Origin of the sequence: Streptomyces sp. NBC_01017 (genome assembly GCF_045162795.1) — a bacterium.
Lineage (GTDB): Bacteria > Actinomycetota > Actinomycetes > Streptomycetales > Streptomycetaceae > Streptomyces > Streptomyces machairae.
Genome location: NZ_CP108683.1, coordinates 2,284,403 through 2,302,288 on the forward strand (window position 1 = coordinate 2,284,403; position 17,886 = coordinate 2,302,288).

Consider the following 17,886-nt stretch of genomic DNA (forward strand, 5'->3'; position numbering starts at 1 on the left):
CAGGACGCCCCCGGTCCTAATCCCGGGCACCCCACATTGACATGTCCTCACCCACTCTCGGATACTGACCCCTCGTTCAGTAGCCGCGCGCGGCACGCGGCCCTGGCTCGCCCTCCCTCCCCCACCTCGGAGACCTCATGACCACGCCCTTGCTGTCGCTCACCTGGACCGACCACGTCACCGGCCGTCAGGGCTTCCTGGTCATCGACCGGCTGGTGCGTGGCGTGTCCAGCGGCGGGCTGCGCATGCGGCCGGGCTGCACGCTCGACGAGGTCACCGGGCTCGCCCGCGGCATGAGCATGAAGGAAGCCCTGCACTACGACCCCGAGGCCCGGTACATCCCCCTGGGCGGCGCCAAGGGCGGCATCGACTGCGATCCGCGCGATCCGGAGGCGTACGGGGTTCTGGTGCGCTATCTGCGGACCATGCGGCCCTACATCGAGAACCTCTGGACCACGGGCGAGGACCTCGGGCTCTCCCAGGACGTGGTGGACCGGGCGGCCGCCGAGGCGGGGCTCGTGTCGTCCGTCCAGGCCGTGTATCCGCTGCTCGGCGACGAGGCCGGCGCCCGTACGCGGCTCGCGGACGCGTTCGCGGTCGAGGTGGACGGCATCGGGCTCGACGAGCTGGTCGGCGGCTGCGGAGTCGCCGAGGCGGTGCTCACCGCCCTGGACCGGGCCGGTGTGCCGTACTGGAGGACGCGCGCCGCCGTGCAGGGGCTCGGGACCATGGGCGGGGCCACTGCGCGCTTCCTCACGCGCGCGGGGCTCACCGTCGTGGCCGTCGCCGACATCAAGGGCACGATCGCCAACCCGGCGGGCCTCGACATCGAGGCGCTGCTGGCGGCACGGGACGCGTACGGCACGGTCGACCGCGCGGCGCTGCGGCCCGGCGACCGCGAACTGCCGGGCGACGCCTGGCTGTCGGCCGAGACGGAGGTGCTGGTCCCGGCAGCCGTCTCCTATGTGATCGACGCCGCCAACCAGGGGCGGATCACCGCTCGCTGGATCGCCGAGGCGGCCAACATGCCCGTACGGCCGGAGGCGGAGGAGCTGCTGGCCGTGCGGGGCGTCACCGTGCTGCCGGACGTCGTGGTCAACTCGGCCACGAACGCCTGGTGGTGGTGGACGCTGTTCGGCGACGTCGGCCCGGACGCGGACGAGGCGTTCGCCCACACGCGGCGCTCGATGCGCGCCCTGACCGACCTCACCCTGGCCCGCGCGGAGACCGACGGGACGACACCTCGGGCCGCCGCGCACGCCATCGCTGAGGACCGGTTGCCGGTGATCGCCGAGCGGTTCGGCCAACTCCGGTGACGGCAAGGGCCCCGGGACCCGACTCGACCGCGGCCCGGGAGCTGCCGGCGGCAAGGCTTTAGGGTGGCCGGGTGGCAAGAGTGCGGTTGAGCGTGGCGGAGCGGCGTGAGGAGTTGCTGCGTGCCGCCGTGGAGCAGATAGAGGCGCGGGGCGTCGCGGCGGTCAGGATCGCCGACGTGGCCGCGGCGCTCGGGGTGAGCAACGCGCTGGTGCTCTATCACTTCGCCACGAAGGAGAAGCTGGTCGCCGCCGCGTTCACGCACGCGGCGCAGGACGACCTGGCCCGTCTGCGACGGGTCCTCGGACGTCGTACGACAGCGCTGCGCCGGCTGCGGGCGGCCGTGCGCTGGTACGCGCCGACCGGCCAGGCCAAGGGCTGGCGGCTGTGGATCGAGGGCTGGGCGGCGGCGCTGCGCGAGCCCGCGCTGCAGCAGGTCACGCGGGACCTCGACCGGCAGTGGAAGGCGGCCCTCGCCGAGGTCATCGCGGAGGGTGTGGCCGCGGACGAGTTCCGCTGCCCGGACCCCATGGGCGCGGCCCTGCGCCTGACGGCTCTCCTCGACGGGCTCGCCGTGCAGATGACGTCGTACCGCGGCGCGGTCTCACGCGCGCGTGCCCAGGAGTGGGTGGACGAGGCGCTCGCCCGGGAACTGGGGCTGGAGCGGGAGGCGTTGACGGCGTCGTCACGCTGACGCCGGCGTAGGTGTGGGCCGTACCGATCACACGTCGGTACGGCCCACACCGGCACGTCACCCGCGAACCCGCTGACAGGTCGCTTGCGAACCGCTCTCAAGCCACTGATTCGATCCGCATCTTGATGTCGTCCGGGGACAGCGCGCCCTTGGCCGTGACGTGGTCCCCCGACGACTCGCCCCGCAGGCGCCGCCCGATCCAGGGCACCAGGTACTCGCGGGCCCATTGGACGTCGTCGCGGCGGATGTCGAGCGTGCCGCGGGGCGGGAGCGGCGGCCAGGGCTGGTCCGGGTCCGCCGGGACCTCCAGGCCGAGTACCTGGCCGGCGCGGAGCGCCACACGCGTGTGCCCCTCGGGAGACAGGTGGAGCCGGTCGTGGTCCCAGGCCCGGCGGTCCTGAACGGTCTTCAGGGACCACAGGTCGAGCACCGGACAGCCGTACCGGTCGGCAATGGCCCGCACATGACCGTTGTACGTGGCGATCTTGCCGCGCAGATGCTTCAGCACGGGCACGCCACGGGTGTCGAACCCGGTCGTCACCATGACGGTGCCGACCTCGGAGGTGAGCCGGGCGATCGCCCGCTCGAAGCGCTCGGCGACCTCGTCGGGGTCGGTGCCGGGCCGGATGATGTCGTTGCCGCCCGCGCAGAACGAGACCAGGTCCGGGGCCAGTTCGACGGCCTTCGGAAGCTGGTCCTCGACTACCTGGTCGAGCAGTTTGCCGCGCACGGCGAGGTTCGTGTAGTTGAAGTCGCCCTCGGGTCGTCGGTCCGCGAGCAGGACCGCGAACCGGTCGGCCCAACCGACGAACGCCCCGTCGGGGCCGGGGTCGCCGACGCCCTCGGTGAAGCTGTCCCCCACCGCAACGTACGACCCGATCACTGATCTGCTGTCACTCTTCGAATCGTCTGCCACATCGGCCCATGATTCACCTTCGAATGTGACCTACGCGACCGTAGGACGGGGTTGACGAGCGGTGAGATAAGCCACTCCTAAAGTGTTCACCAAAGGTGGAATAACCCTCCGATCAGGGCTGTTGTGGGCGCAACCGCCATACAGCCGTGTGCGCGCAGACCGAAGGCCGGACCCGGGGATCTGGGTCCGGCCTTCGGCAGCGTGTCAGGCAGGGGGTTCCGCGGCGGGCGTCAGCCGATGGAGACGCCCTTCGAGCGCAGGTAGGCGACCGGGTCCAGGTCCGAGCCGTAGTCCGGGGTGGTGCGGATCTCGAAGTGGAGGTGCGGGCCGGTGACGTTGCCGGTCGCGCCGGAGAGCCCGATCTGCTGGCCCGCCGTCACGGACTGGCCGCTGGAGACGGACAGCGAGGACAGGTGGGCATACTGGGCGTAGTGGCCGTCGGCGAGCTGGATGACGACCTGGTTGCCGTACGCGCCGCCCCAGCCGGCCGAGACGACGGTGCCCGCGCCGACCGCCTTCAGGGGGGTGCCGGTGGGGGCGGAGAAGTCGACGCCGGTGTGGTAGCCGCTGGACCACATGCTGCCCGCCACCTTGTAGGCGGTGCCGAGGGTGGCGCCGTCGAGGGGGGCGGAGAAGCCGCTGGAGGCGCTGGTGTTCTCGGCGCTCTGCGCGGTCGTGGTGGTCTTCGACGCGGCGGACTTGGACGCCGAGGACTTCGAGGCGGTCGTGTCCGAGGACGACTTCGAAGGCGCGGAGGAGGACGGCGCGGACGACGGCTTGGGGGCGCTCGTCTCGGCCTTCTTGCCGCCGATGGTGAGCTTGAGACCCGGGTGGATCAGCGCCGGGTCCGCGCCGACGGCCTCACGGTTGTCGGCGTAGAGCTTCTTCCAGCCACCGCTGACGTTCTGGTCGTCGGCGATCTTCGCAAGGTAGTCGCCGACCTTCACCGAATAGGTCCGCGCGTCCGCCTTCTTGTCGGTGGACTTCTTCTCGGCCTTCTTCTCGGCGACCGGAGCGGACTGAACGGCCTTTTCCGAAACGGGCTGAGAGGGAGCGGCGTGGGCGCCGGCGGCCCCGATGAACGGGAGAGCGAGAGCGGCGCCACCGGTTCCGGCGACGGCGATGGAGCGGGTGAAGCGCAGGGACTTCGGGCGGCGATGCTTACCCTTCGCGGGCATGGCGAATTCCTCTCCGGCGCCTGCGAGGTGAGCTGTCGGGTGCGGGCTGGAGATGCCCGGTCGCGTCGGGACGCGACTTGACCCCAAGCCGTTCCGGAGACCGGAACAGGCGGTTGTACCTGTGGGTCCCCCGCTCCTGCCGGGTACGGGTGAGTTAGCGCGGGATCCGGTCGGCGGCAGGATTAGGCGTCCGTCCGGATTGGTGTGGAACGTAAGCGAGGAAGACGCACGGGAACAAGTGAGGGGTTCCGCCCGAATGCGTTCCTGTTGATCCCTTCTGGGAATTACCGGTCACACTCCGTAAATTATGGGGACGTCTCCGGACTCAAAACCCCTCGAAAAGCATGTGAATTACGTGAACATGACGAGCGACGCACGGTCACGAATATGACGCTCCTCACGTGACACTTCTCCAGCTCCCTTTACTCCAGAGCGAGTTGGAATGAAGGCGCCAATTCGGACAGAACCCCTAGATGCGACGCAGTCGGATAACCGTCGCATCAAGGTCGCCCCGCAGGCCGGTATGAAGTCCGTGATGCACCAATACCGCCCCTCGGTGAACTTCGCCCGTTTCAAGGCATTCGTACGATGCTGCCGAGTCGAGGGCGCGCAGCCGCAGGGCCGGGGCGGGTTCGCCGTAGCTCTGGGCCTGGAGCCGGGCCAGGACGACCGTCTCGTCACCGAGCACGTACTGCACCGCACTCAGTCCGCCCTTCGGAGGCCGCAGCCGATACAGGTCGCCGCGCTGCACCAGGGGCCGGATCTCCTTGTAGAGCGTCACCCACTCCCGCGCCTCGGCGAGCTCCTCCTCGGTCCACCGGGTGAGGTCGCCGCCGACGCCGAGCACGCAAGCCATGGCGCTCACGAACCGGAAGCGCAGGGAGGCGGCCCGGTGGTTGAGCATGGCGTTCGGGCTGTCGGTGACCCACGCGGCCATGACCCTCGCCGGGTGGATCTGGCTGAAGCCGTGCTGGATCGCGAGCCTGTCGAGGGGGTCGGTGTTGTCCGAGGTCCACACCTGGTCGGTACGGCTGAGTACGCCGAGGTCGATCCGTCCTCCACCGCCCGAGCAGGACTCGAAGGCGACGCCGGGGTGAGCGGCGCGCAGCCGGTCCAGCAGACCGTACAAGGCCCGCACATGGTCGACCCACAGGTGCTGCGGGTATGCCTCACCGGGCCAGCCGGCGTCGGCGAAGCAGCGGTTGAAGTCCCACTTCACATAGTCGATCGGGGCGCTGGAGAGGAGCCCGTCGAGCTGCTCCCAGAGGTACTCCTGGACGTCGTCGCGCGCGAGGTTCAGTACGAGTTGATTGCGAAGTTCCGTCCGCTTTCGTCCCGTTTAGTACTGAACCCATTCGGGATGGGCTCGATACAACTCACTGTCCGGATTGACCATTTCTGGTTCGACCCAGATGCCGAACTGCATGCCGAGTGCGTGCACGTACTCGGCGAGCGGCTTGAGCCCGGACGGGAAGCGGTCGGGGTTGGGGGTCCAGTCGCCGAGCCCGGCGCGGTCGCTGGTGCGCTTCCCGAACCAGCCGTCGTCGACGACGAACAGCTCGACGCCGACGGCCGCGGCCCGCCGCGCGAGCAGACTCTGCTGCTCCTCGGAGATGTCGAACTCCGTCGCCTCCCAGGAGTTGAACAGCACCGGCCGGTCCTGGTCCGCGTCCGGGACCACGTACGCGCGCTGGTACGCGTGCCAGGCGCGGCTGGCCCCGCCGAAGCCGCCGTCGCTCCACACGCCGGCGAAGACGGGCGTCGTGAAGGACTCCCCCGCCGCGAGGCGCAGCAAGCCGGAGTCGTCGTATCCGACGCCGCCGGTGATCTGCACGCGCGCGTCGGGGAGTTGCGCCACGGCGATGCGCCAGGATCCCGACCAGCCGAGAGCGCAGCCGTAGACCTCGCCGCGCTCCTCGGTGGCGTCCGTGTCGAGCGCGACCCAGGGCAGATGCTGATGCCCGGTGTGTCCGCGGCGGCTGCCGATGACCTTCTCGCCGCAGGTGAGGGGACCCTGCGCAAGCCGGGACTCGGCACCCCAGCGGCCGTGCAGCTGGGACAACCGCCCGCTCTCCCGTCGGGCAGCGTCCAGGCGGCCGAGTCGGCGCGCAGCAGCTCCAGGGCGGGCCCCTGGTTGTCCAGGGTGACCCAGCGCTCCACGACGTCTGCGCGCATCCGGTAGTGCAGGGTGACGTCCAGCCCGCCGTCACGAAAGCGCAACCGCAGCTCGTCGCCCTCGGTCTCGTACCGCTCGAAACCCCACTCGGTGCCACGCCGCCCGTCGGTACGCATGGACAGGGCGGGCCGTACGAAGCGGGGCCGCCCTCGACCGGATACTCCTCGCGACCGTCGGAGATCTCCAGCATCAAGCCCTCACAGATCTAAAACAGATACGAACAGGTGCCACCAAGTACCAACATCATCAAGGTTCGAGCGGCCCCGGGGCAACGCCTGTGGACAACTCATTGGCCCAGGAAGGCATGTCGTATCGTCGAGTGCGCACCCCGTCGGCCGCATCGCCGAGCCGCGTCGACGGGGCCGACTGGGAGGAGCCCCCGTGACGCAGCAGATCCCGTCGACCGAGCCCGAGCTGGCCGGAGTTCGCAACTTTCGTGATGTGGGCGGACTGCCGACGGTGGACGGACGGCGGGTGCGGCACGGGGTTCTGTTCCGCAGCGGCCACCTCGCGCACGCGACCGAGGACGACGCGGCCTTCCTCGACACCCTGGGGCTGCACACGATCTTCGACTTCCGCAACGCGGCCGACCAGAAGCTGGAAGGCGCCGATGTGGAGCTGCGGGGCGTGCGCAATGTGAACCTGCCGCTGTCGGACCCCGCGGACGGCGCCGAGTTCTGGAAGATGGTCCGGGACGGCAACCTGGACCAGCTCCGCGAGATCCTGGCCGACGGCAAGGGCGCCGACCGGATGATCGCCTCCTACCGCATGATCATCAAGGAGCGCACCGCCGAGCACTCCCAGGTGCTGCACTCACTCGCGCAGGACAGCGTCCCCGCCCTGATGCACTGCGCGGCCGGCAAGGACCGCGCCGGCCTGTCCATCGCCGTGACGCTGCTCGCCCTCGGCGTCGAGCGCGAGGCGGTCGTCGCCGACTATCTGGAGTCCAACGCCAAGCACCGCCGCTACAAGGTGCGCCGCAGCGGCAGCGACGCCTCGGCGTACTCGCCGGAGGTCATGGAGCTGCTCAGCCCACTGTTCGACGCGCGGGCCGAGTATCTGACGGCGGCCTTCGACACGATCGACGAGGCGTGGGGCGGCGTCGACACCTACCTGGAGCAGGGCCTCGGGCTCACCCCGGAGACCCGGGAGCGGCTGCGGGAACGTCTGCTCGACTGACGCCGGGCGGCCGGCGGCGCACGCGCTGTGTGAACACGCCGCGCGGCCTCCGCCCCGGCTGCTTCCGCCCGGTTACTGCTGCGCGCCCATCTCGAAGAGCAGGTAGATGAACGCCGCGAAGACGTGCCCCACCGCGATGTAGATGATGAGCCGCACCCACAGGGCTCGCGGGAACTTCTCCTCCATGTCGCTCATGGCGTCTCTCCAGGGGTGGGGCCCAGACACAGCGTGGCCGTGGGGCTCTGCAGCAGGGTGTGGACGAACAGGAGCTCGACCCCGTCCTGGTCGAGGGCGGCGATCCGGTGCGGGGTGAGCGAGTCGAAGTGCGCGCTGTCGCCGGGCGCGAGCCGGTGCGTGGCGTCCCCGAGGCGCAGCCGCAACCGCCCCTTGAGGACGTGCAGCCACTCCTCGCCGGGATGCACGCGCACGATGTCGCCCTGCGAGCCGTACGGCACGTGGACGCGCAGAGCCTGCATCCCACGCCCTGACGCGCCCGCCTGCCAGTACGTCCAGCCGCCGGCCGCGGTCGGCTCCATGTCGGCGGCACGCACCACGGCGTCCCGGTCGGCGACCGTCTCGCCGAGCAGCTCGGAGACGGTCGTACCGTAGATGCGTGCGAGCGCGAGCAGCATCGGCAGCGAGGGCTGACGCTGCCCGGTCTCCAGGCGGGAGAGGTGCGCGGGCGACAGGCCGGCCGAGCGGGCCGCGGCCTCCAGCGTGAGGGAGGCACGGCGGCGCAGCGCGCGCAGCTGGGGCGCGACGGCGGGCAGGGCATCGACCAGCCCGGTCGCATCAGCCTTGGCCGCGACCCCACTGTCGGGCTCTGGCTCGGTCTCGGGAGAGCTCATGCTCTCCATTCAGCCGGAGTATTGCCTCTATGGCAAACTTCTTGTCTCAGAGGCAAAAATGCCCGTGGCCCCGGGTGTCAGCGGTTGGCGACCGCCTGCTTGATCAGGGTCTTGCCGAAGTCCCACATCAGCCCGCCCCCACTGTGGGCATCATCCATCACGTCCGTGAAGGCGTCGACGAACCGGTCCACCTCGCGCTCGCCGATGATGAGCGGCGGGATCAGCTTGATCACCTCCAGGTGGTCCCCGGAGACCTGGGTGAGGATCCGGTGCCGCCGCAGCAGCGGTACGACGACCATCTGCGCGAACAGGCCCTTGCGCGCGGCCTGCAGCATGGTCCAGCGGCTCCGCAGCTTCAGCGAGTCGGGCCTGCCGAACTCGATGCCGATCATCAGGCCCCGGCCGCGGACGTCGGCGAGCAGCTCGTACTTGTCGGTCAGTGCCGCGAGCCGGGACCTCAGCTGCTCCCCGGTCGCCCGCGCGTTCGCGACGATCTGCTCGTCCTCGATGACGGACAGCACGGCGAGCCCGGCGGCCATGGCCTGTGCGTTGGACCCGAAGCTCGCCGAGTGGACCAGCACGCGGTCCATGGACGAGTAGACCTTCTTGAAGATCCAGTCCTTGCCGAGGGTGGCGCCCACCGGTACATATCCGCCGGAGAGCGCCTTGGCCACGCACACCAGGTCCGGCTCGACACCGTCCTCGTGCTGATAGGCGTAGAAGTCGCCGGTCCGGCCGAGCCCCGTCTGCACCTCGTCGGCGATGAGCAGCGCCTTGTGCTGGTGCAGCAGCTCCTGGGCGGCCCGCAGATAGCCGGGCGGGGCCTCGTGCACGCCCTTGCCCTGGATCGGCTCGACGATCAGGGCGGCCACGTCGCCCTTCTTCAACTCCCTTGCCAGGGCGTCGAGATCGCCGAGCGGTACGGCCGTGTCGGGCAGCAGCGGGGCGAAGCCGTCCCGGAAGCCGGACTCGCCGTTGACCGACAGCGAGCCGGTGGTCAGCCCGTGGAAGGCGTGGTCGCAGTACAGGATGCGCGGCTTGCCGGTGACGAACCGCGCGAACTTCAGCGCGGTCTCCACCGCCTCCGTACCGCTGTTGCCGAAGAACACCCGGTCCAGATGCGGGCTGTGTGCGAGCAGCTTCTCGGCCAGCAGCCCGGGCAGCGGCTGGCAGTCGAACCGGGTGAGGTCGGCGAGCTGGGCGTCGAGGACGTCGTGCAGCGCCTTGCGGACGACGGGGTGGTGGCGCCCCAGGCCCATCACCCCGAACCCGGCGAGCATGTCCAGGTGGTCGTCGCCGTCCGCGTCCCAGAAGTACGCGCCTTCGGCCCGCTCGTAGACCTTGTCGAAGCCGATGGTGTGCAGCATGCGCGGGAGCTGGTGGTTGAGGTACTTGGAGTGCAGCTCGTAGCGCTCGGCTCCGCGCTCGGCGAGGAGGCGGCCGAGGTCGAACTCCGTGGTCATTCGGCTTTCTCCTTGACTGCTTTCCCCTTGGCTGCCTTCTTCTTGGCCGGTACGACGGCACGACCGTCATGACCGCCGGCACGACCCCGGTCGCTGCCGGTACGACCGCCGTGGCCGCCCTCGGCCTCCTTGAGCGCGAGGCTCGCGCTGATCCGTCCGGCGACCTCCACGGGCGTGAGCCCGATGTCGGCGAGCACCTCGCCCCGCTTGGCGTGCGCGAGGAACTGCTCCGGGATGCCGAACCGCCTTACGGGCACGTCGACTTCGGCGTCGCCCAGCGCGAGCGCCACGGCGGAGCCGACTCCGGACGAGCGGCTGTTGTCCTCGACCACGGCCACCAACCGGTGCTCGGCGGCGAGCGGCGCGAGAGCGGGGTCGACCGGCTTGACCCAACGCGGGTCGACGACGGTGCAGTTGATGCCGCGTGCCTGGAGCAGTTCGGCGGCCTGGAGGCACACCGGCGCCATCACGCCGACGGCAACCAGGAGGACCTCCGGCTCGCCCTCGTCCCGGTGCAGCACGTCCAGGCCGCCCACCCGGTCGACCGCCGGGATCGACGGTCCGACCGACTCCTTGGGGAACCGCACCAGCGTGGGCGCGTCGTCGACGGCCACCGCCTCCCGCAGCTGCGCCCGCAGCTGGTCGGCGTCGCGCGGCGCGGCGATCCGCAGCCCCGGCACGACCTGGAGGATCGACATGTCCCACATGCCGTTGTGGGACGGCCCGTCGGCGCCCGTGACGCCGGCCCGGTCCAGTACGAAGGTCACCCCGCACCCGTGCAGCGCGACGTCCATCAGCAGCTGGTCGAAGGCGCGGTTCAGGAAGGTCGCGTAGACGGCGACGACCGGGTGCAGCCCGCCCGTCGCGAGCCCCGCCGCCGACACGGCCGCGTGCTGCTCGGCGATCCCGACGTCCCAGACCCGGTCCGGGAACCGCTCCGCGAACTTGCCGAGCCCGACGGGATGCAGCATGGCCGCCGTGATCGCCACGACGTCCTCGCGCTCCTCGCCGATCCGCACGATCTCGTCGCCGAACACCGACGTCCAGGACGGTCCGTTGGACGCCGCGAGCGGCTCGCACGTCAGCGGGTCCATCACCCCGACGGTGTGGAAGTGGTCCTCCTCGTGGGCGAGGGCGGGTTCGTAGCCGCGCCCCTTCTCCGTGAGGCAGTGGATCAGCACGGGCCCGTGGAAGCGCTTGGCCCGCCGCAGCGCGGACTCGACGGCGCCGATGTCGTGCCCGTCGATCGGGCCGACGTACTTCAGACCCAGGTCCTCGAACATGCCCTGCGGTGCGAAGGCGTCCTTGAAGCCCTTCTTCGCGCCGTGCAGCGACTCGTAGATCGTGTTGCCCACCAGCGGTGTCCGTAGCAGTACGTCCTTGCCCCAGGCCAGGACCTTCTCGTAGCTGTCGGTCGTGCGCAGGGTGGCCAGGTGGTTGGCGAGGCCCCCGATGGTGGGCGCGTACGAGCGCTCGTTGTCGTTGACGACGATGATCAGCGGCCGGTCCTTGGCGGCCGCGATGTTGTTGAGCGCCTCCCAGGCCATGCCGCCGGTCAGCGCCCCGTCGCCGATCACCGCGACGACGTGCCCCTTCTCGCCCTGCACATGGCGTGCCTTGGCGAGGCCGTCGGCCCAGCCGAGCGCGGTGGAGGCGTGGCTGTTCTCGACGATGTCGTGCTCGGACTCCTCGCGTGACGGGTAGCCGGACAGGCCGCCCTTGCCGCGCAGCTTGGAGAAGTCCTGACGCCCCGTCAAAAGCTTGTGTACGTAGCTCTGGTGACCGGTGTCCCAGACGATGCGGTCGACCGGTGACTCGAAGACCCGGTGGAGCGCGATGGTTAGTTCCACCACCCCCAGATTGGGCCCGAGATGTCCACCGGTCCTGGCGACCGCGTGCACCAGGAACTCCCTGATCTCGTCGGACAGGTCACCGAGTTCCGCCTCGGACAGCGCCTTCAGGTCGCGTGGTCCCCGGATGCTCTCCAGAATCGTCACGCTCGGGCCCCCTCTCGGTCCGTGCCTAGCTTCAACTCACCGTCACTGCCGGTTTCCCCGTGACGGTGGGGGCGCCCGATGCGGCCCCGTCCTGCTCCTGCTCCATCTGCTCGGCGATCTTCATCGCCTCTTCGATCAGCGTCTCGACGATCCTGGACTCGGGGACGGTCTTGATGACCTCGCCCTTGACGAAGATCTGGCCCTTGCCGTTGCCGGAGGCGACCCCCAGGTCCGCCTCCCGCGCCTCACCGGGGCCGTTCACCACACACCCCATGACGGCGACCCGCAACGGCACTTCCATGCCCTCCAGGCCCGCCGTGACCTCGTCGGCCAGCTTGTAGACGTCGACCTGCGCACGCCCGCACGACGGGCAGGACACGATCTCCAGCCGCCGCTGCCTGAGATTCAGGGACTCCAGGATCTGGATGCCCACCTTGACCTCCTCGGCCGGCGGGGCCGAGAGGGACACGCGGATGGTGTCGCCGATGCCCTGGGACAGCAGCGCCCCGAAGGCCACGGCCGACTTGATCGTGCCCTGGAACGCCGGGCCCGCCTCCGTCACGCCGAGGTGCAGCGGATAGTCGGACTGCGCGGCGAGCTGCCGGTACGCCTCGACCATCACGACCGGGTCGTTGTGCTTCACCGAGATCTTGATGTCCCGGAAATCGTGCTCCTCGAAGAGCGACGCCTCCCACAGCGCCGACTCGACCAGGGCCTCCGGCGTCGCCTTGCCGTACTTCTGGAGCAGACGGCGGTCCAGCGAGCCGGCGTTCACGCCGATGCGGATCGGCGTGCCGTGGACTTTGGCCGCCCGCGCGATCTCCTTGACCTTGTCGTCGAACTGCTTGATGTTGCCGGGGTTCACGCGGACCGCCGCACAGCCGGCCTCGATCGCCGCGAACACGTACTTCGGCTGGAAGTGGATGTCCGCGATCACCGGGATCTGGGACTTGCGGGCGATCGTGGCGAGCGCGTCCGCGTCGTCCTGCGTCGGACACGCCACGCGCACGATCTGGCAACCGGAAGCCGTGAGCTCCGCGATCTGCTGGAGAGTGGCGCCGATGTCCGACGTACGCGTCGTCGTCATCGACTGCACCGACACAGGGGCACCGCCCCCGACCGCCACCGGGCCGACCTGGATCTGCCGCGACACACGCCGCTCGGCGATCGGCCGGACGGGTACCTCGGGAACGCCCAAGGAGATGGCGGTCATGGCGTCACTCCCGGTTTCCGGAGACCGTCTCGCGCATGGCGCGCAGCGACTCCTTGAGCGAGCCCATGGTGGCGAGGACGGCGGTGGGCTCGTAGCCGCAGTGCGCCATGCAGTTGGCGCAGCGCGGGTCCTTGCCGCGGCCGTACTTGTCCCAGTCGGTGTCCTCGATCAGCTCGCGGTACGTCGGGACGTACCCGTCGCTCATCAGGTAGCAGGGGCGCTGCCAGCCGAACAGCGAGTAGTTCGGGATCGCCCACGCGGTGCACGGGAAGTCGACCTTGCCCTCGAGGAAGTCGAGGAACAGCGGCGAGTGGTTGAGCCGCCACTTCCTGCGGTTGCCGCCCGCGAAGGCCTTCTTGAACAGCTCGCGGGTCTGCTCGACGCCGAGGAAGTGCTCCTGGTCGGGGGCCTTCTCGTAGGCGTAGGCGGGCGAGATCATCATCTCGTCGACCTTGAGGTCGTCGTTGAGGAAGTTGAGCACCTCGATGATGGTCTGCGGGGTGTCGGTGTTGAAGAAGGTCGAGTTGGTGGTGACCCGGAAGCCGCGCCGCTTGGCCTCCTTGATCGCCTCCACGGCCTCGTCGAAGACGCCTTCCTTGGCCACGGACTCGTCGTGGCGCTCGCGCAGGCCGTCGATGTGCACGGCGAAGGCGAAATAGGGCGAGGGCTTGAACTTGTCCATCTTCTTGCGCATCAGCAGGGCGTTGGTGCACAGGAAGACGTACTTCCGCTTGGCCACCAGCTGCCGCACGATCTCGTCGATCTGCGGATGCATCAGCGGCTCACCGCCGGCGATGGACACCATCGGCGCACCGGATTCGAGCACGGCCCCTACGGCCTGGGCCACCGGCATGCGCTGCTTGAGTACTCCGGCCGGGTGCTGGATCTTGCCGCAGCCCTCGCACTTGAGGTTGCAGGCGAAGAGCGGTTCCAGTTCGACGATCAGCGGGAACTTGTCCCGCCGGCGGAGCTTTTGTTCGGCCAAATAAGTAGCGACCTTGATGGACTGACGCAGCGGCATGGCCATCTGGCTCACCTCCTGGGGAGCAGCAAAGAACGGTGCCATTCAAAGAATGCGGGTAGAACGGAACGAAGGACGCGGAAAGCCGATATTCCACCGCGCAACGTGCCGATCCGGACGAGTTCATGTTCTGGAGCGTCCACGACCACCCGGACGGCCGCAACCGGGCGCTCGCCCGCGCGCACGGCGCTCAGGAGCGTGGCCGCCGATTCCATGTCGACCGCGATTGCGCCGGTCGAGAGCAGATCGGACCGTTCCTGACCACGGATGATGTGATCGGAGCCGGTGAGGGGTCCGGTGTGGACGGTGCGGCCCGGAATGGTCCGCGCGAGCTCTTTGACGAGTAGGTCGGTCCCGACGCACGGAATGGTTCCACCCGGATCCCGGGTCTCCTCGGCGACGACCAGATCGCCGGGGTGCATACCGGGGGCGAGCCCCGCGCAGAACCCCGTGGCGAGCACGGCGGCATCGCTGAGGGCCGGGTCGGCCAGGATCCTGGTGACGGAGCGTTCGGCCGCCCGGGGGCCCATGCCGGTCCGCAGCACGGTGACGGGCCCGCCGGCACCGCCGCGGTCGCTCGTGCGCAGGGCGAACTGCTCGATGCCGAGCGCGCAGGCGATCAGCAGCGGGGCCGGGGCGGGCTGTGGGGTCATCAGCTCACCTTGACCTCGGCGAGAGATGCCTTGGGCTTCTCGGCGAAGGGCTCCCCGTGGACGTACCGGCCGAGTGCGGTGAGCGGGAAGACCTGCCGGTAGAGGTGATAGTTGATCGAGAAGTCCCAGGGGAAGCCGGTGCCGGTGAAGTACGGCTCGTCCCAGGAACCGTCCTCCCGCTGGGTGGCGGCGAGCCACTCGATGCCGCGCTCGACGGCCTTGGAGTCCTTCTCCCCCGCCGCCAGCAGCGCCATCAGCGCCCACGCGGTCTGCGAGGCCGTGGAGGCGCCCTTGCCGCTCCACTCCTTGACGTACTTGTAGGAGCGCAGGTCCTCGCCCCAGCCGCCGTCGTCGTTCTGGACGGACTCCAGCCAGCTCACCGCGCGGCGGATCGCCGGGTGCGAGCCCGGGAAGCCGGCCGCCACCAGGGCGGGTACGACGGATCCGGTGCCGTAGACGTAGTTGACGCCCCAGCGCCCGAACCACGAGCCGTCCGGTTCCTGCTCGGCGAGCAGCCACTCGATGCCGCGCCGGGTGCGCGGGTCGTGGGCGAGGCCCTCGACGGCCAGCATCTCCACCACGTGGGCCGTGACGTCCGCCGACGGCGGGTCGATGACCTCCCCGAAGTCGCAGAACGGCAGCCGGTTGGGGAACGGGCTGGTGTTGTCGACGTCGAACGCGCCCCACGCTCCGTTCCTCGACTGCATCCCGAGGTTCCAGCGCACCCCGCGCCCGATCGCCCGCTCCATCCGCTCCGGGTCGTGGTGCTTGACCCGGCGCAGCGCCAGGACCACCTCGGCGGTGTCGTCGATGTCGGGGTAGTTGTCGTTGTGGAACTCGAACGCCCAGCCGCCCGGGGGAAGTTGGGGACGCTTGACCGCCCAGTCGCCGGGCCGGACGATCTCCTCGCCCAGCATCCAGTCGGCGGCCTTGACGAGCTGCGGATGGTCGGCGGGCACACCCGCGTCGGCCAGCGCGATGGTCGCGAGGCAGGTGTCCCAGACCGGGGACTGGCACGCCTCGATCATCCGGGCCCCGTCCTCGCGCCAGACGGCGAAACGGTCCAGCGATGCCAACCCCTCGCGCATCACGGGGTGTTGAAGGTCGTAGCCGAGCAGGTGCAGGGCGATGACCGAGTACACCGCCGGCGGCTGGATGCCTCCCCAGCAGCCGTCGTTCTCCTGCCGCTCGATGATCCAGCGGGCGGCGCTGTTCATGGCCGCTCTGCGCAGCTTGCGCGGGGCGACCTTGCGCAGCTGGTGCAGTGCCTTGTCGAGCCGCTGGAAGGCCCCGTCCCAACTGGCCGCCGGGGCCAGGGGCTTGGGCGGGTTGGGGTTCGCCGGGTCGGTGTGCAGTTCGTCGAGCGGGAAGGGCGCGGGCCGTACCGGACGCTTCGCGGAGACGATCGTCAGCGGGACGATGGTCTGCCGGGCCCAGCAGCCGAAGTCGTAGATGTTGAGCGGCACCCACTTGGGGAAGTAGATGAGCTCCGGCGGGAGTTCGGGCAGGTCCTCCCACTTCCACCAGCCGAACAGGGCCAGCCAGATCCGGGTGAACACGCGGGCGGCAGCGATGCCGCCCTGCTCGCGGATCCAGGCGGAGGCCTTCGCCAGGTGCGGGGCGTCGGGCGCGTCACCGGCCAGGCGGAGGGCGACGTACGCCTCGATGGTGGCGGAGAGTTCGCCGGGCGCGCCGTAGAAGGTGCCCCAGGTGCCGTCCTCGCGCTGTTCGCCCCGGATGAAGAGCGCGGCGGCCTGTGTGGTCTTCTCGTCGCGGATGCCCAGGAACTGACGGAGCAGCAGGTCCTCGGCGTCCATGGTGACGTTCGTCTCGAGGTCGCCCTTCCACCAGCCCTGGGCGTCCTGCTTCGCCAGCAGGAAGTCGGTGGCGCGCCGGGCGGCGCGTACGGCGGCTTCGTGGACCCCGGCCGCCACGGGGGTTTCGCTGTCGGTGTCGCTGGCCGCGGCTGCCCGGGGTGGCAGTGCCCCGGTGCTTCCGTCGGTCGTCGCTGTCATGGCTTCCCCTTCGTGCAGTGCTCCTGGGTAGTGCGTCTGCTGTGGGTCCGCCGTCGGCCGGTGCGCTCGTTCACGCTGCACCGGCCGGCGACTAAGCGAGGGTTATTCGACCGATACTGATCATCTCTTTTCGCCCGGTGGTGCTCATCTCTTTCGTACGACGACGAAGTCGGCGAGTGCCGTGAACTGGTCCCGCACCCGGTCGGGCATGTCGACGGCGTCGAGGGCCTCGACGGCGACGGCGTGCTGACGGCGTGCCTCGTCGGCGGTCCACTCACGGCCGCCCGCCTCCTCGATGAGGGCGGCGCGGGCGGCGAACTCCACTTCGGAGAAGTTCTCGAAGTCGCTGCTCTTGGCGTCGGCGGCGAGGATCTCGCCGAGCCGCTCGGAGGCGGACCCGCCCGCCGCGAGCGCGGCCACGACCGGCAGGGACTTCTTGCGCTGGCGCAGGTCGCTCCAGGTCTGCTTGCCGGTGGAGACGGGGTCGCCCCAGATGCCGAGGAGGTCGTCGACGGCCTGGAAGGCGAGGCCCAGGTGGTAGCCGTACTTCTCCAGGGTGTCGGCGGTGCGGTCGTCCGCGCCGCCGAGCACGGCGCCGATCGAGCTGGCGCAGGCGAGCAGGGCGCCGGTCTTGTTGCCCTCCATCTCCAGGCACTCCTCGACGCTGACACGGTCGCGGTGCTCGTAGGAGATGTCCTGCGCCTGGCCGTCGATGAGCGCGCGGGTCGCGGTGGTCAGGCGGCGGGTGGCGCGGCCGGCCTCGACGGTGCCGAGCTCCAGCAGGACCTCGTTGGCGAGGGCGAACAGGGCGTCGCCGACGAGGATGGCCTGCGCGGGGCCGTGCACCTTCCAGACGGTGTCGCGGTGGCGGCGCTGTTCGTCGCCGTCCATCAGGTCGTCGTGCAGCAACGAGAAGTTGTGGACCAGTTCGACGGCGACGGCACCGGGGATGCCGACCTCGGGCGCGGCGCCCGTGACCTCGGCGGAGAGCACCGCGAGGGCGGGACGTACGGCCTTGCCGCCGTCGCCGGCCGTGGGCTTGCCGTCGGCGTCGATCCAGCCGAAGTGGTAGGCGGAAACGGTGTCCATGGGAGGGGCCAGGCGGTCGATCGCCGCCCGCAGTACCGGCGTGGCCAGGGTCCTACCGCGCTCCAGGAGCGCGGTCACGTCGACCGCGGTCTCTCGAGCGGCCTTCGAGGCCGGGGGCACAGTGGGCACG

General features: G+C 70.0%; 14 protein-coding genes, 1 pseudogene and 1 riboswitch. Of the genes and pseudogenes, 3 read left to right on the forward strand and 12 right to left on the reverse strand.

What is annotated here, in order from left to right:
• The first annotated feature begins 137 nt into the window (after nt 1–137).
• Together OG331_RS10670 and OG331_RS10675 are read left to right on the forward strand one after the other, a co-directional pair.
• The gene (locus tag OG331_RS10670; RefSeq protein ID WP_406194372.1) at nt 138–1,316 is read left to right on the forward strand and encodes a Glu/Leu/Phe/Val dehydrogenase dimerization domain-containing protein; all 1,179 of its coding nucleotides are present in this window, start codon (nt 138–140) and stop codon (nt 1,314–1,316) included.
• A gap of 71 nt (nt 1,317–1,387) precedes the next feature.
• Nucleotides 1,388–2,008, forward strand: a complete 621-nt coding sequence (locus tag OG331_RS10675; RefSeq protein ID WP_406194374.1) for a TetR/AcrR family transcriptional regulator — start codon at nt 1,388–1,390, stop codon at nt 2,006–2,008.
• A 97-nt stretch (nt 2,009–2,105) separates the two neighbouring features.
• Here OG331_RS10675 and OG331_RS10680 read toward each other — a convergent pair whose 3' ends face one another.
• The 3 genes and pseudogenes from OG331_RS10680 to OG331_RS10690 all read right to left on the reverse strand — a co-directional run.
• Complete coding sequence (locus OG331_RS10680) at nt 2,106–2,891, reverse strand: SGNH/GDSL hydrolase family protein (protein ID WP_406209905.1); 786 nt, start codon at nt 2,889–2,891, stop codon at nt 2,106–2,108.
• Between the two features lie 263 nt (nt 2,892–3,154).
• The gene (locus OG331_RS10685) at nt 3,155–4,102 is read right to left on the reverse strand and encodes a LysM peptidoglycan-binding domain-containing M23 family metallopeptidase (RefSeq protein ID WP_406194376.1); all 948 of its coding nucleotides are present in this window, start codon (nt 4,100–4,102) and stop codon (nt 3,155–3,157) included.
• Nucleotides 4,103–4,106: 4 nt separating this feature from the next.
• Nucleotides 4,107–4,264: riboswitch (cyclic di-AMP (ydaO/yuaA leader) on the reverse strand.
• A gap of 307 nt (nt 4,265–4,571) precedes the next feature.
• Nucleotides 4,572–6,453: pseudogene (locus OG331_RS10690) on the reverse strand (alpha-galactosidase); the annotation flags it as partial.
• Between the two features lie 206 nt (nt 6,454–6,659).
• On the opposite strand from OG331_RS10690, the gene OG331_RS10695 reads away from it, so the two are divergent.
• Nucleotides 6,660–7,457, forward strand: a complete 798-nt coding sequence (locus OG331_RS10695; RefSeq protein ID WP_406194378.1) for a tyrosine-protein phosphatase — start codon at nt 6,660–6,662, stop codon at nt 7,455–7,457.
• Nucleotides 7,458–7,529: 72 nt separating this feature from the next.
• Here the strand turns inward: OG331_RS10695 and OG331_RS10700 are convergent, their stop codons facing one another.
• The 9 genes from OG331_RS10700 to OG331_RS10740 form a co-directional block, all read right to left on the reverse strand.
• Nucleotides 7,530–7,652 (reverse strand): DUF6126 family protein, encoded by a 123-nt coding sequence (locus OG331_RS10700; RefSeq protein ID WP_328420865.1) that lies wholly within the window; start codon nt 7,650–7,652, stop codon nt 7,530–7,532.
• Nucleotides 7,649–8,305 (reverse strand): helix-turn-helix domain-containing protein, encoded by a 657-nt coding sequence (locus OG331_RS10705; protein WP_406194381.1) that lies wholly within the window; start codon nt 8,303–8,305, stop codon nt 7,649–7,651. Before OG331_RS10705 ends, OG331_RS10700 begins: the two co-directional genes overlap by 4 nt.
• A 77-nt stretch (nt 8,306–8,382) precedes the next feature.
• Nucleotides 8,383–9,768: an aspartate aminotransferase family protein gene (locus OG331_RS10710; protein WP_406194384.1), complete on the reverse strand. Its 1,386-nt coding sequence runs from the start codon at nt 9,766–9,768 to the stop codon at nt 8,383–8,385.
• Nucleotides 9,765–11,765: a 1-deoxy-D-xylulose-5-phosphate synthase gene (gene dxs / locus OG331_RS10715; RefSeq protein ID WP_406194387.1), complete on the reverse strand. Its 2,001-nt coding sequence runs from the start codon at nt 11,763–11,765 to the stop codon at nt 9,765–9,767. Before dxs ends, OG331_RS10710 begins: the two co-directional genes overlap by 4 nt.
• Nucleotides 11,766–11,796: 31 nt before the next feature.
• Nucleotides 11,797–12,978, reverse strand: coding sequence for a flavodoxin-dependent (E)-4-hydroxy-3-methylbut-2-enyl-diphosphate synthase (ispG, locus tag OG331_RS10720; protein WP_406194390.1), 1,182 nt, complete (start codon nt 12,976–12,978; stop codon nt 11,797–11,799).
• Nucleotides 12,979–12,982: 4 nt separating this feature from the next.
• On the reverse strand, nt 12,983–14,005 hold the full coding sequence (hpnH, locus tag OG331_RS10725; RefSeq protein WP_362381989.1) for an adenosyl-hopene transferase HpnH: 1,023 nt from the start codon (nt 14,003–14,005) through the stop codon (nt 12,983–12,985).
• 5 nt (nt 14,006–14,010) lie between these two features.
• Nucleotides 14,011–14,652: a 1-hydroxy-2-methyl-2-butenyl 4-diphosphate reductase gene (locus tag OG331_RS10730; RefSeq protein WP_406194394.1), complete on the reverse strand. Its 642-nt coding sequence runs from the start codon at nt 14,650–14,652 to the stop codon at nt 14,011–14,013.
• Nucleotides 14,652–16,667, reverse strand: coding sequence for a squalene--hopene cyclase (shc, locus tag OG331_RS10735; RefSeq protein WP_406194397.1), 2,016 nt, complete (start codon nt 16,665–16,667; stop codon nt 14,652–14,654). The genes OG331_RS10730 and shc overlap by 1 nt, the downstream gene beginning before the upstream one ends.
• A 144-nt stretch (nt 16,668–16,811) precedes the next feature.
• Nucleotides 16,812–17,876 carry a polyprenyl synthetase family protein gene (locus OG331_RS10740; RefSeq protein ID WP_406209908.1) on the reverse strand — a complete coding sequence of 355 codons (1,065 nt, stop codon included), beginning with the start codon at nt 17,874–17,876 and terminating at the stop codon, nt 16,812–16,814.
• Between the last annotated feature and the right edge of the window lie 10 nt (nt 17,877–17,886).

Coding starts and splice junctions, on each gene's coding strand:
- OG331_RS10670 (WP_406194372.1), top strand. CDS start 138: ATGACCACGCCCTTGCTGTCGCTCACCTGGACCGACCACGTCACCGGC.
- OG331_RS10685 (WP_406194376.1), bottom strand. CDS start 4,102: ATGCCCGCGAAGGGTAAGCATCGCCGCCCGAAGTCCCTGCGCTTCACC.
- OG331_RS10700 (WP_328420865.1), bottom strand. CDS start 7,652: ATGAGCGACATGGAGGAGAAGTTCCCGCGAGCCCTGTGGGTGCGGCTC.
- OG331_RS10705 (WP_406194381.1), bottom strand. CDS start 8,305: ATGAGCTCTCCCGAGACCGAGCCAGAGCCCGACAGTGGGGTCGCGGCC.
- OG331_RS10710 (WP_406194384.1), bottom strand. CDS start 9,768: ATGACCACGGAGTTCGACCTCGGCCGCCTCCTCGCCGAGCGCGGAGCC.
- ispG (WP_406194390.1), bottom strand. CDS start 12,978: ATGACCGCCATCTCCTTGGGCGTTCCCGAGGTACCCGTCCGGCCGATC.
- hpnH (WP_362381989.1), bottom strand. CDS start 14,005: ATGGCCATGCCGCTGCGTCAGTCCATCAAGGTCGCTACTTATTTGGCC.
- OG331_RS10730 (WP_406194394.1), bottom strand. CDS start 14,652: ATGACCCCACAGCCCGCCCCGGCCCCGCTGCTGATCGCCTGCGCGCTC.
- shc (WP_406194397.1), bottom strand. CDS start 16,667: ATGACAGCGACGACCGACGGAAGCACCGGGGCACTGCCACCCCGGGCA.